10 protein-coding genes and 1 pseudogene are annotated in these 13,982 nt (G+C 40.1%); 1 reads left to right on the forward strand and 10 read right to left on the reverse strand.

Features of this window, described 5'->3' with window-relative positions; genetic code table 11:
- Positions 1-62: 62 nt before the first annotated feature.
- The 6 genes from AC3E6G_RS06360 to AC3E6G_RS06385 all read right to left on the reverse strand — a co-directional run bounded on the left by AC3E6G_RS06360 (position 63) and on the right by AC3E6G_RS06385 (position 8,695).
- Entirely contained in the window at positions 63-986 is a 924-nt protein-coding gene (locus AC3E6G_RS06360) for an ATP-binding cassette domain-containing protein (RefSeq protein WP_238656860.1), read from the reverse strand.
- Positions 987-995: 9 nt separating this feature from the next.
- A complete protein-coding gene (locus tag AC3E6G_RS06365; RefSeq protein ID WP_048788750.1) occupies positions 996-2,063 on the reverse strand; it encodes an ABC transporter ATP-binding protein in 1,068 nt (355 codons plus the stop codon).
- A gap of 11 nt (positions 2,064-2,074) precedes the next feature.
- Positions 2,075-3,001, reverse strand: coding sequence for an oligopeptide ABC transporter permease OppC (gene oppC / locus AC3E6G_RS06370; RefSeq protein WP_048692005.1), 927 nt, complete (start codon positions 2,999-3,001; stop codon positions 2,075-2,077).
- Positions 3,001-4,500, reverse strand: a complete 1,500-nt coding sequence (locus tag AC3E6G_RS06375) for an ABC transporter permease (protein WP_238656861.1) — start codon at positions 4,498-4,500, stop codon at positions 3,001-3,003. The genes oppC and AC3E6G_RS06375 overlap by 1 nt, the downstream gene beginning before the upstream one ends.
- Before the next feature lie 64 nt (positions 4,501-4,564).
- Positions 4,565-6,550 (reverse strand): peptide ABC transporter substrate-binding protein, encoded by a 1,986-nt coding sequence (locus AC3E6G_RS06380; protein ID WP_233332422.1) that lies wholly within the window; start codon positions 6,548-6,550, stop codon positions 4,565-4,567.
- 180 nt (positions 6,551-6,730) lie between these two features.
- Positions 6,731-8,695, reverse strand: a complete 1,965-nt coding sequence (locus tag AC3E6G_RS06385) for a peptide ABC transporter substrate-binding protein (protein WP_490700692.1) — start codon at positions 8,693-8,695, stop codon at positions 6,731-6,733.
- Positions 8,696-8,870: 175 nt separating this feature from the next.
- On the opposite strand from AC3E6G_RS06385, the gene pbp3 reads away from it, so the two are divergent.
- On the forward strand, positions 8,871-10,118 hold the full coding sequence (gene pbp3, locus AC3E6G_RS06390; protein ID WP_490700693.1) for a D-alanyl-D-alanine carboxypeptidase PBP3: 1,248 nt from the start codon (positions 8,871-8,873) through the stop codon (positions 10,116-10,118).
- Positions 10,119-10,183: 65 nt separating this feature from the next.
- On the opposite strand, the pseudogene AC3E6G_RS06395 reads toward pbp3, so the two are convergent.
- From AC3E6G_RS06395 to AC3E6G_RS06410, 4 genes and pseudogenes are all read right to left on the reverse strand, one after another.
- Positions 10,184-10,755, reverse strand: a pseudogene (locus AC3E6G_RS06395) (hypothetical protein).
- Between the two features lie 20 nt (positions 10,756-10,775).
- Positions 10,776-12,188: a Fe-S cluster assembly protein SufB gene (sufB, locus tag AC3E6G_RS06400; RefSeq protein ID WP_061564746.1), complete on the reverse strand. Its 1,413-nt coding sequence runs from the start codon at positions 12,186-12,188 to the stop codon at positions 10,776-10,778.
- 145 nt (positions 12,189-12,333) lie between these two features.
- A complete protein-coding gene (gene sufU / locus AC3E6G_RS06405) occupies positions 12,334-12,768 on the reverse strand; it encodes a Fe-S cluster assembly sulfur transfer protein SufU (protein WP_154854567.1) in 435 nt (144 codons plus the stop codon).
- The gene (locus AC3E6G_RS06410; RefSeq protein ID WP_314837143.1) at positions 12,755-13,981 is read right to left on the reverse strand and encodes a cysteine desulfurase; all 1,227 of its coding nucleotides are present in this window, start codon (positions 13,979-13,981) and stop codon (positions 12,755-12,757) included. The genes sufU and AC3E6G_RS06410 overlap by 14 nt, the downstream gene beginning before the upstream one ends.
- Position 13,982: the final 1 nt, after the last annotated feature.

Below are 13,982 nucleotides of genomic sequence, written 5' to 3' on the forward strand. Positions count from 1 at the left end.
AAAAGTTTTTCTTTTTTTAAAAAATAGAAAACGAGAAGCGTATTCTTCTCGTTCTCTTATGATTATACAAGTTCTTTATATTTTTTCTGTTCTGCTTTATTTGCCCAAACGTAATGTCCAGGTTTGATTTCAACCATTTCTGGTTTGTCGGTTGAATAATCATGCTGATCAGGATCATAAACTTTCAGAACTTTTTTGCGTTCTAGAATTGGATCTGGAATCGGTACAGCTGATAGTAGAGATTGTGTGTATGGATGAATTGGATTATTAAACAATTCTTCCGTTTCAGCTACTTCTACAATAACTCCTTTGTAAATAACCGCAATACGATCAGAGATAAATCGAACGACTGAAAGATCGTGTGCGATAAAGAGATAGGTCAAGCCCAACTCTTTTTGGAATTTCTTAAGGAGATTTAAAACTTGCGCACGTACGGATACGTCAAGGGCTGAAATTGGCTCGTCTGCGATAACAAATTCTGGTTCCATTACCAAGGCACGAGCAATCCCAATCCGCTGGCGTTGTCCACCAGAAAATTCGTGAGGATAACGAGTTAAATGCTCTGCTAGAAGCCCCACTTCATGCATAATCTCTTTTACTTTACGTACTCGGTCTTCTTCATTTTCGAATAGGTGATAATTGTACAAACCTTCTGAAATAATGTAGTCGACCGTTGCACGCTCATTCAAACTTGCTGCCGGGTCTTGGAAGATCATTTGAATTTTTCGGATTAATTCATTTTCATCCTTACGCGATTGCTTCCCATTGATTTTTTTACCATCATACAGGATGTCACCTGCACTAGTGTCATTCAAACCAATGATTGCACGACCAATTGTTGTCTTCCCACTACCAGACTCACCAACAAGAGAAAATGTTTCCCCTTTGTTAATGAAGAAATTTGCATTCTTTACAGCTACAAATTTTTTATTTCCTTCACCGAAGGAAATTTCTAGATCTTTAACTTCTATTAATTTTTCTGTCATTTCCTTCTCCTAGTCCTTGATTGTAGTGAATCCCATTTTCGCACTGATCTTTTCATGAAGATTATCAATAATTTCTGGTTTATTGACTTTTGGTGCATCTTCATGTAAGAGCCATGTTTTAGCCCAATGTGTATCTGAAACGTTGAAGACTGGTGGATGTTCCTCGAAATCAATTTGCATCGCATAGTCTGAACGCAAAGCAAAGGCATCCCCTTTTACTGGTGAATACAATGATGGAGGAGTCCCTGGGATAGAATATAAATCACCTTTAGAGGTAGACAATTGTGGCAAACTTGAAAGGAGACTCCATGTATAAGGATGTCTTGGATCGTAGAAGATTTCTTCTACTTTACCAAATTCTACAATTTCACCAGCATACATTACAGCAACCTTATCTGCAATACTTGCGACTACACCTAAGTCGTGGGTAATAAAGATTGTTGTAAAGTTATATTCTTTTTGCAATGATTTCAACAAGTCAATGATCTGGGCTTGGATGGTTACGTCAAGGGCCGTTGTTGGCTCGTCACAGATCAAGATATCCGGACGACAAGCAAGCGCAATAGCAATAACGATCCGTTGACGCATCCCGCCTGAATATTGGAAAGGATATTCATCAAAACGACGTTCCGCTTCTGGGATTCCCACCTTTTCCATATAATCAATGGCCATTTCTCTGGCTTCTTTGGCACTCTTGCCTTGGTGTTTAATAATAACTTCCGTAATTTGTGATCCGATTGTATTAATCGGGTCCAAACTGGTCATTGGATCTTGGAAGATTGTTGCAATTTTTGCACCACGGATATCTTCCCAGTCTTTGTTTGACTTGAGTTCTGTTAATTCTTGCCCACGATAATTAATGTTACCATTGGCAATTCGGCCGTTGTCTTCTAACATTCCTGTGAAGGTTTTTGTCAGAACAGATTTACCAGAACCTGATTCACCAACAAGTGCCATGACTTCACCTTCAACAAGGTCTAAGGACACATTGCGAATGGCTGTTAAGACACGATCCCGAACATCAAATTCTACTACGATATCGCGAGCAGATAAGATTACATTTTTATCATTTGTCATACCTACTCCTCCTATCTATGTGTACGTGGATCGCTGGCATCTGCAAGGTTTTGTCCAACGATATAGAATGACAAGGATACCAAGACTAAGACTGTCAATGGAATCCAGAAAAGATACGCATTGGTTGTTACGTTTTGTGAGTAGTCTGAAATCAGACGACCTAAACTTGGAACTGTAATTGGCAATCCCAATCCAAAGAAGGAAAGGAAGGCTTCAGTTGAAATAAAGGCTGGCAACAATTGAGTTGTCGTCGTCACAATAACAGATACCAACTGCGGCAAAATATTTTTTGTCACGATTTTTAGAGTTGGAGTCCCCAAAGTACGGCTGGCCAAATTGTACTCTAAATCACGGTAACGCATAATTTGGACACGGATAGAATAAGCAATCCCAATCCATCCTGTTACCGTCATCGCCAAAATCAAGTTCCAGAAACCAGCACCGATTGAGTAAGTCAAGACAATAACAATCAACATGAATGGAACGTTTGAAATAACGTTATAAACTTCCATCATGAAGCGGTCGATTGATTTTGACACACCCCAAATCCCACCAATCACTACACCAATCACAACGTTGATCAAGGTAGCAATAAAAGAGATGATAATCGAATTGCGGGCACCAAACCAAACTCCATCAAACAACGATTTACCATTGTTATCTGTACCAAAGAAAGCTTTGGCACTTGGAGGATTCAAACGAGCAGTGAAATCATTTACTTTACTTACATCATTGTAATCAAAGTTTGAAAACATTGGATAAACAAAACTCATCAAGAGAATCCCCACCAAGACTGCTAACATAAAAATGGTTGATTTCTTTTTGAAAAATTGGCGAAATACTGATTTCCAGTAGGAGTACGACGGCGCATCAATTGTTTCAGAGGCAAAGTCGTCACGTTCAACAAATTGGAATTTCTTTTTATCGATTGTAGACATTATTTGCCTCCTTTCTTAGTTGTCAATTTGATACGAGGGTCTACCATAACCATGAGAATATCACCGGCCATCGCTCCAAATACAGCAAGAACGGTGAAGATGAAGACAAGACCCACCACCATAGTATTATTCGATGCTTTGATGGAATCAATCAACATTTTACCCATACCAGGGAAGGCAAAGACAGTTTCTGTCAAGGTAGCTCCTGAGATAACCAAGACCAATTGAACAGGAATACCTGTAACGATTGGAACCATTGCATTCTTGAAAATATGCTTGCGTGAAATTTCTTTTTCGGAAAGTCCTTTAGCACGTGCAAAACGGACAAAGTCTTGTGAGTGCAAGTCAATCATATAACGACGAATCCAAACAGCCAAACCTGGAGCGGTCAATAGTCCCAGGATGACAGAAGGAAGAACGTACGATCTCCAGTCCTGAGCTCCTAAGACTGGGAAAGAGTCTGGAAGACCAATTGTTGAACCAACCAAGCGGACGATGTAGACCAAGGCAATCGTTGGAAGAGCCATCATCAATGTCAAGACAGCTGTTGAGGCACTATCAAACCATGTGTTCTTCAACAAGGCCATGTATGATCCCAATGGAATTGCGATCAAGTAAGCAATTGCAATCCCGATCAAGCCGATAATAGAAGAGCTCACAATCATGGATGGATTTTCATAGTTACTCAAAGTTGCTGTATAAGCATCTCCTTCACCAAAGCGGGCAATATCTTGAGCATCTGCCTTGCTTGGTGATTTGTAAGTACGTGAGTAGATATCGATAGAAGATTCTTTTTTCCCTGTTGGGAAGTTTACTTCACTCTTCTTGGTAGTACCTTGTCCTTGTGTAATAACCTGAAGAACCGGCGTATTTGAATAAGTTGGATAAGATTCACCCAAGTTTAACGATACAAAATTTTGATGAACGAACGGGAATTGACCATTGAAATACAAAAGATATTTATGTTTAGTCCCCGAACCAACTACTGACCAACCAATAGCTGGATCATTTTCAATGCGAATATAGCGTTCAAGTTTTGGATTGGAAGCATCTTTGATGACATTTGGATGATCAATCTGAATCAGGTTGCCGTAGAATCCAATAACACGTTCAAAGACAGGGACTTCACGAGTTGCGTAAAAGCCTTTGTTTTCAGGGAAACGTTTCAATACCCAGCCATTTCCAAGATTAGAAATGTACTTTTTGTAGATCTTTTCGTTTTCTTTAGTAGGCTCTACAGTTACTGATGAGTCTTCCTTGCTTGCTTTTTCTTTCAAAGCTTTTGAATCAAGATATTCTATATACCCCATACGATCATAGACTGTGTTTTCATAATTGATTTTAGAATCCTTAGTCTTTGCAATCTTATTGTAGTTAGGGTCGTTTTTGAAAATTAAATTTCTTGGGGTTAGCGTATAAATAATTGTATACGTCAATGTCGTAACTAAAAAGATCGACACTAACGAACGTAAAATACGCATAAATATATATTTTTTCATATTCCGTTCCTTTAATGTTCAAAAGAACTTTCTCCCCTATTAGAGAAAGTTCTGATGAAGGTGATTATTTAACGTGTTTTTCTAGTTCTTGCTGAGCTTTTTTATTTGAATCAGCTTTTTCTTTCAACCATTTTTCACGTTCTTGATCATATTGTTTTTTAGTGACAGGTTCATCTTGAACTTCAACATATTTGAAATAAGTTGATCCTTTGTTACCTGTTTGTGATGATGGTCCAGAGAATGGAACTACTTTTGAAACAACTGTTCCAGCACCTGAACTTGTCATAGTTGGAATCACTAATGCGCTATCTGTTAACCAAGCTTGAGCTGCTGCAAATTTGTCGTAACGAGTCACTACATCTTGAGTTTCTTTTTCTGCATCATCAAGCAATTTCGCAAATTCATCTAAACCGACTGCTTTAGCAGAAGCATTGTCGACACCACCAGCAAATCCAAGGTAAGTCTTAGTTTGGTCTGGTGAAGATGGTTGCAAGGTGTCAAGGTAAGTAGATGGATCATCGTAGTCTGGATTCCATCCTACAAGCCCTTGAAGATCCCAGTCAGTTTCTGCAGCTGATGGTACGTTCAATGTAATGTTCAAGACTTCATCTTGGTCCATCATTTGAAGGTCCACAACAACGTTTTCTGTACCAAGTGTTTCTTCAACTGATTGTTTGAAGGATTGCATCCGTGACACAAAGTTTGTTGAGTTTTGTGCAACCGGAACATCCAAGTGGATTGGGAATTGAACACCATCTTTTTGGAGTTCAGCTTTTGCTTTTTCAAACTGAGCTTTTGCTTTTTCCTTGCTATAAAGTCCGTTTTGACCGTCTGCAAGATTCACACCACTCCATTGATCTCCATAAGTTTGCAACTTGTCTGCTACTACATCACCAAAGTCTTTACCATTTACTTGAACAAAGGCAGGTGCGGTGTACATGTTCCGAATAGCAGCCTTAGCATAGTCTTTACCATTGACTTGCGCTGAATAATTCTCACGGTTCAAGGCAAAGGTGATGGCTTGACGGAAATTCTTGTTCAAGATAGCTTTCTTCGTAGAAGATTTCTGCTCATCTGAAGTTTTAGATGTGTGGTTGTAGGCTTGACGGTCAATGTTGAAACCTAAGACTGCTACACCAGAACCAGGCTGTGTGTTGTAGATATTATCTTTGTATTTTTCTTCAACAGACGCAAAGTTTGAACTTGCTGGGAAGAGACGAGCAACTGTGTATGATCCATCACTAAAGCCACGCGCCAATGAATCTTGGTCTGATCCATCATAATAAGACAATTTGATCTTGTCGATATGAACGTTGTCTTTATCCCAATAATCTTCGTTTTTCTCAAAAGTAATTTCTGATTTAGAAGTGATTGATTTCAAAAGGAATGGACCATTGAACAAGATTGATTTGACATTACCTGGCTGACCAAATTCATCACCCTTGCTCTTCAAGAATTCTGTACTAATTGGGAAAAGAACCCCATTAGTTGTTTTTGAATTCCAGAAAGTTTCTGGTTGGTTCAAAGTATACTCAAGGGTATAGTCATCTACTGCTTTGACTCCAACCTCAGAGAAATCTGAAATTTTTCCTTCTGAGTAATCTTTCAATCCTTTGATTGAGTCTTTTACCAATGGAAGAGATTCTGACTTCTTGTCCGCCGCATGCTTCAATCCAGTAACAAAGTCATGAGCTGTTACTTCCCCATGCTCTTCACCATCAGCATCATACCATTTAACACCCTTACGGATTTTGTAGGTATAGGTCAAACCGTCTTTTGAAACAGACCAATCTTCAGCAATAGATGGTACAAGGTTTCCGTATTTGTCGTTCTCCAACAAACCATCTACACCGTTTGTTGTAATATCGTGTACGGAAGCTTTTGAAGATACAGTGTAATCCAAAGTTGTTGGATCATCTGTATAAACATAGCCATATGTTGTATCTTTTTTTGATGCAGACTTGCTATCTTTTGAGCCAGAACATGCTGCAAGGAAAGTTGCTGCGAGCAATGTTACTCCGGCAAATGCAAAAACTTTACTTTTTTTCATTTTGAGTCTCCATTTTATTGAATTTAGATAGAATTATAGCATAAGTGAGACAAAAAGTAAACTAAATTTTCTGAATATTTGGCAAGCGAAAGGAGCCACTAAGCGGAGGACTGTCTAAAAAATCAATCCTTTTTAGTGGCTCCTTCCCCTACTTGAACTTATGCGTTCTTACTTTCCCAGCTATTTCGATTCGATGTGGTTCTTTAATTCTTCTTGGGCTTTTTTATTGGATTCAGCCTTTTCTTTCAACCATTTTTCTTTACTTGCATCGTAATCCTTTGTCTTGATGACTTCTTCTGAAAGTTCAAGATATTTATAGTTGGTTCCTGTACCTTTTGTTCCAACCCATGAAGCAGCACGACTATATGGGACAGTCCGTTGCAACATTGGCGTTCCACCATTTGAAACAGTTGGTAAGATCAACGAACTATCGGTTAGCCATGCTTGAGCGGCTGCGTATTTCTCATACCGTACAGCTTGGTCACTCACTTCTGCATTGGCATCTTTTAAGAGCTCTGCATACTTCCCAAAGTCAACTGCTGTAATAGCAGGGCTGTTTGAACCTGCATCCACACCTAGATAGTAGAAAACAGAACCGTTAACAGGACTTAAACTCTCTAAATAAGTAGATGGATCTTGGTAGTCTGGAACCCATCCTCCGCCTGCAAGGTCATAATCTTTCTCAGCAGCAGTGTCTGTAAAGTAGGTAATATTGTTAAAGTCATCATCAGATAATTTCTGAATATCTACGACAACATTGTCTGCACCAAGAACAGCTTCTACGGATTGTTTGAAGGAGCTAGCTTGTTGTACCTGACTGTTATCTGTCTGACTAACAACGTAATCCAAATGAATTGGGAATTGTACCCCTTCTTTTTGCAGTTGTTCTTTAGCTTTTGCAAATTCAGCCTTGGCTTTTTCTTGATTGTAGAGGGTGGTTTGGGCATCATCTAGATTTACGTCTTTCCACTCATCCCCATAGGTCACCAATTGTTTCTCGACAACCTTACCGAACTCTTCGCCATTTACTTGAACAAAAGTCGGTGGAACCAAGGTGTTTCGAAGAATCTTGGTCGCTGCATCTGCGCCAGATGTTTGAGCAGCATAGGCTTCACGGTCAAAGGCAAAGTTGACAGCTTGACGGAAATCCTTATTTAAAATCGCTTGTTTTGTAGACGATTTTTGAGCATCTGTCGTTTTGGCTGTATGGTTATACTTCTGACGATCGATGTTGAAGCCTAGATAGTAAGATGTACCATATTGAACACCATAAACAATATTATCACCAAATTTCTTTTTCACACTCTTATAAGTAGAGCTATTTGGCATTACTGTCGCAAATGAATATTGACCATTTTCAAATTTCTTGATGACCGATTCTGGATCTGATCCATCATTGTAAGTCAACTTCACATTATCAATATGAACATTCTTTTCATCGTAGTATTCTTTATTTTTTACAAGTTCAATTTGAGATTTTGAAGTTAAATTCTTCAAATAATAGGGACCGTTATAGAGAATACTACTTGGTTTTAAAGAACCAAAGTCTTTTCCTTGAGATTCTAAGAACGCTGCGTTAACTGGGAAAAGGACACCTGATGTCGTCTTAGAATTCCAAAAGCTTTCTGGACGTTCCAAGGTATATTGAACGGTGTAATCATCTAGGGCTTTCACGCCAACTGTCTTGAAATCTGTTGTTTCACCCTTGGCATAGGCATCCAAACCTTTAATGGAGTTTTGGATTAAGAAGAGACCTTCAGATTTGGATTCCACAGCATGTTTGATCCCTGTCACAAAATCGTGAGCTGTTACAGCACCATACTCTTCCCCTTCACTGGTATACCATTTGGCATCTTTTCGAAGTTTATAGGTATATACTAAGCCATCTTCTGAAACTGTCCAGTCTTCTGCCAAACTTGGGATTAAATTTCCATATTTATCATTTTCTAACAAACCATCAACAAGGTTACTTGTAATATCAGACGTCGTTGTACGAGTCGATGCAATGTAGTCCAAAGTATTTGGATCCGTTGAATAAATATAAGAATAAGTAGATTGATTGCCGCTTCCACCACCGCATGCTGTTAATAGAAGAGCGCTGGCTAGAGAAACACCGGCCAGTACAAACCGTTTATTTACTTTCATCACTATCTCCTTATGTTAGGTTTTCTACCATTATACACTATTTCTTCCATTTTACCAACTATCTTTACAATTTACTTATAGAGTTTTAAATTAAGTGAAGGTGAAAATAGGATTAAAGCAGTTGCCTTCTTTTATGATACAATAGTAGAGACAAAAAACAATCGAGGATTCAAACGTGAAAAAAATAATCACTTTACTTCTTTGTATAATTCTTACCCTTCTCAGTACTTCTCCTGTAAGAGCGGAGGACCTAGACCTTGGAGCTCAGCATGCTATTGCAATCGATGGGACAACAGGTAAAATACTCTACGAAAAAAACAGCAATGAGAAAAAAGAAGTTGGTGGAATCAGCAATCTCTTGACTACTTATCTCGTTTACGAAGCCATTCAGCAAGGAAAAATCTCTTTAAATGATGACGTAGATATTTCGGACAAAGCCTACCAACTGACCGCTGTTGAAGGAATCAGCAATGTCCCCATGGAAGCTCGTAAATACAAAGTTAAGGACCTGCTCACTGCTCTCCTCGTATCAAACGCCAATAGCGCCGCCATTGCCTTAGCTGAAAAAGTAGCTGGTAACGAAGAACAATTCGTCCTGCTCATGAAAGCGAAGCTCAAAGATTGGGGGATTACAGATGCGACGATTGTGAATGCTAGTGGTTTGAACCAATCTATCATTGATGGGGATGAGGATGAGGAAAACAAAAAGAAAGATACAGAAAACAAGCTGAGTGCTTATGATGTAGCAGTCATCGCAAAACATCTTCTGGAAGACTATCCTGAAGTTACAAAAATCACCTCCCTTTCCCATGCAGAATTTGCTGGAATTCAATTGGAGAGCAGTAACTATATGTTGGAAAACATGCCCAACTATCGAGCAGGAGTGGATGGCCTAAAAACCGGAAATTCCGATAAAGGGGGGATTTCATTTGTTGCTTCTACCAATAAAAATGGTATTCGCATGATCACTGTTGTCATTGGTGTTGAGGCAATCGATGGAGATCCCTACGCACGATTTGTTGCAACAGCCAACCTGATGAATTATGTGAGCCAAAACTTCGTTCCAAGCCTCATTGTCAGTAAAGGCGAAGCTTACAACAACAGTAAATCAACGGTTCTTGATGGCAAGAAAACAAACGCCACTGCTGTTGCCAAGGATGACTTCATCGTGATCGAACGACAAGGAAGCCAAGCAGAACCTAAAATCACCTTTAAAAGTAGCCAATCTTCATTTAGCGCTCCTATAAAGAAAGGTACTTCTCTCGGAACCCTTACCTACACTGATCCAGAACCCATCGGTCGAGGGTATATCGAAGGTAAAGCCCCTAGTATGGAAATGGTGAGCGGAGAAAATATCCAAAAAAGTTTCTTCTTAAAAGTGTGGTGGAATCAATTTGTTCGTTACGTCAACGAAAAACTATAAATGCTCATAAACAAAAAAAGAGGTCACCCTCTTTTTTTGTTTATTCAATTCCGTCAACAGAACTTCTATCGAACTTCGAAATAAGGAAAAGCAGTGTCGCTGTCTATTGGATGAGTCGGAATCTCTTCTTCAATCACCGCACGCCAACCTGCTACCAATTCTTCAAAAGATAAGCTAGCTTCAGAGTAGCTGTTGTTAGCTTCCGACCAAACCACGCCATGGTCGCCGTTTCTAATTGAAGCATGGCATAGCTAATCACAGGAACATTGGCAGCTTCGTAATTTTCATTGACTGCATGGGATACAGCTGGGGCTTGAGGCAAGAGTTGAAGGCGGATTTTTTCTACAAGTTCTGGATCCAATTCTTGCCAAGAAATTAAATTCCCATCGACTTGATAATACAAATCAAATGTTTCTTGACCCGGTTTAAAATTCACTAGCATAAAGGCACGATCCGCTTTATCAGGACCGCCAACAGCCTTCACAGCATTGATCAAGAGGTTTTGTTCCATTTGTCTCCAATAATCATCTGCTTCTTCAGCTAAATCGTTTGCAAATGGCGGAATAATTTCTTCTGCAGGAATTTCGCCCTTATTCGCTTTTTCGACATTACCAAATAATTTTTTTAGGAATCCCATTGGCTTCTCCTTTTATCTCCTTAACCGACAGATCCTTCCATTTCGTAGCTAATCAATCGGTTCAACTCAACTGCATATTCCATTGGAAGTTCTTTAGTGAAGGGCTCTACAAATCCCATGACGATCATTTCAGTCGCTTCTGATTCTGATAAACCACGGCTCATGAGGTAATAGAGTTGTTCTTCTGAAATCTTAGATACTTTGGCTTCATGTTCCAAAGCAACTTGTGAATTATGAATTTCATTAAATGGGATGGTGTCAGATGCAGACAAGTCATCCATGATGATGGTATCACACTCAATGTGACTGACAGATTTCGCTGAATCTTTATTGAATGTCACTTGTCCACGGTAGTCAACCTTTCCTCCACCTTTCGCGATGGATTTTGAGACGATTGAAGAGCTGGTATGTGGAGCATTGTGGATCATCTTGGCACCAGTATCCTGGTGTTGCCCTGCATTAGCAAAGGCAATAGAAAGCATGGTACCACGCGCTCCTTCTCCATCTAAGTATACAGATGGATATTTCATAGTTGTTTTGGCACCCAAGTTCCCATCAATCCACTCAACAGTAGCATCTTTTTGAGCCTTAGCGCGTTTTGTAACCAAGTTATAGACGTTATCAGACCAGTTTTGGATAGTCGTATAACGCATGTAAGCTCCATCCAAAGCAAAGATTTCTACAATAGCAGCATGCAAGCTATTGCTTGAATAAGTCGGTGCTGTACATCCTTCTACATAGTGGACGCTAGCGCCTTCGTCAACAATAATCAAAGTCCGCTCAAACTGACCTGTATTTTCATTATTAATCCGGAAGTAGGTCTGCAAAGGAACATCGACCTTAACACCCTTCGGCACATAGATAAAGGTTCCACCTGACCAAACAGCTGAGTTGAGGGCTGCCAACTTATTATCCGTTGGAGGTACCAACTTAGCAAAGTATTGCTTAAACAAGTCTGGGTATTCCTTCAAAGCCGAATCTGTGTCCGTAAAGATAATTCCTAGCTTTTGGAATTCTTCCTTCATATTATGGTAAACTACTTCAGACTCATACTGAGCAGCTGCTCCGGCCAGGTAAGCACGCTCTGCTTCTGGAATACCAATCCGTTCAAATGTTTCCTTAATTTTTTCAGGCACTTCATCCCAGCTACGTGCAGGTTTATCAGATGGTTTTTGATAATAAATCAAATCATCAAAATCAATATCTGACAAGTCAGCCCCCCAAGTTTGCATCGGCATTTTTTTAAATGCTTCATAAGACTTTAAACGGAACTCCAGCATCCATTCTGGCTCATTTTTCGCAGCAGACAACTCGCGAATAACCGATTCATTCAACCCTTTTCCTGTTGACAAGATTGGGTCTACATCATCATGAAAGCCAAATTTATATTCACCAAGATCAATTGGTTTTGGTTCTACTCTTTCTTCTGTCATATCTTTCCTTTCATTTTCTTTTTTAGCACTCTTTCCATGTGATTACTCTTCTAGTCTGGACCATCAGCACCCGAATGTTAATAGCACTTCTCACCAGAAGCTCGGTTAAAAAACAGACTTGAATCTTCATCACTTTTATTCATCATTAGGCTTGAGCATCGATTGCTTTTTTGAGAGCATTCCAAGCCAGGGTCGAGCACTTGATCCGTTGTGGAAATTTAGCAACCCCAGCTAAAAAGGCTGCATCTCCCAACTGGTCTTGACGAGTATCTTCTTTGCCTTGGACCATTTCTGAAAAAATAGTCGCCAACTCTAGCACTTCTTCTTTGGATTTTCCTAGGACAACGTCTGTCATCATACTAGCAGAAGCCGTCGAAATCGTACAACCTGAGTTTACAAAGGCAATGTCTTTGATTACTCCTTCATCATCAAACTGAACAGACAAACTAATCACATCGCCACAGGTTGGATTGTTTAAGTTGATTTGTTCAACCCCTTCAATCTTTCCATGGTGATGGGGATTTTTTGAATGGTCAGCTACTACAGCCATATAGAGGCTATCTAATTTAGAAAGTGCCATTGAAAAACTCCTTTGTTTTTATCAGCGCTTCTACAAGCTTATCACAGTCTTCCTTTGTATTGTAGAGATAAAAGCTAGCTCGAGCAGTCGCTGGAACCTCCAAATACTGGATCAAAGGTTGAGCACAATGGTGGCCTGCCCGAACGGCAACTCCTTCATAATCCAAGGCAGTCGCAAGATCATGAGGATGCAGATCCCCTAAGTTGAAGGAAATCACCCCAGAGCGTTTCGCTAAATCTTGGGAGCCATAGATTTTCAAGCCTTCAATCGCTTGAAGTTTAGGAAAGACGTAGGCAATCAAGTCTTGCTCGTGGTGCTCAATGACATCCATGCCAATGGCCTCCAAATAATCAATTGCCGCAGCTAAACCAATTGCGCCAGCCATATTTGGAGTCCCTGCTTCGAATTTCCAAGGGAGTTCCTTCCAGGTTGCGGATTGTTCATAGACAAAGTCAATCATTTCCCCACCAAATTCAACAGGTGACATTTGGTTGAGATAGTGCTCTTTTCCATACAAGACTCCAATTCCTGTCGGTCCAGCCATTTTATGCCCGGAAAAGACAAAGAAGTCTGCATCTAGTTTTTGAACATCAATTTTCATATGGGGGACCGATTGAGCCCCATCCACTACCATAATAGCACCTTTTTCATGGGCTAATTGAGCGAGTTCCTGGATAGGATTAATTACCCCGAGTACGTTAGAAGCATGGGTAATGGAAACAAACTTGGTTCGATCTGTCAATTTTTCTCGGAAATCCTCTAAATCCAGACCACCGTCTTTCAAGTACGCATAGATCAACTTCGCCCCTGTCTTCCGACAAGCTTCCTGCCAAGGAAGGATGTTGGAATGGTGTTCCATAATAGAGATGAGGACCTCATCCCCCTCTTCGAGGATTTCCTCTGCAAACCGCCCAATCCAGTTCAAGCCTGTCGTAGTCCCTCTCGTAAACAAGACCTCTTTGGTCGAGGAAGCGTTTATAAAACGACGGACCGTTTCTCTTGCTGCTTCATAGGATGCGGTCGCCCGTTCCGCCAAGGTATGAACCCCGCGGTGAACATTGGCGTTATCCTCTTGGTAATAGCGATTCACCGCCTCTAAGACAGCTTTTGGTTTTTGTGTCGTCGCTGCATTATCTAAATAGACAAGCGGCTCATCATTCACTATTTGATCTAAAATCGGGAAATCTTTCCGAATCTTTTCGACATCTATCATG

It is taken from the genome of Streptococcus sp. SCPM-O-B-23252 (M501) (assembly GCF_058200355.1).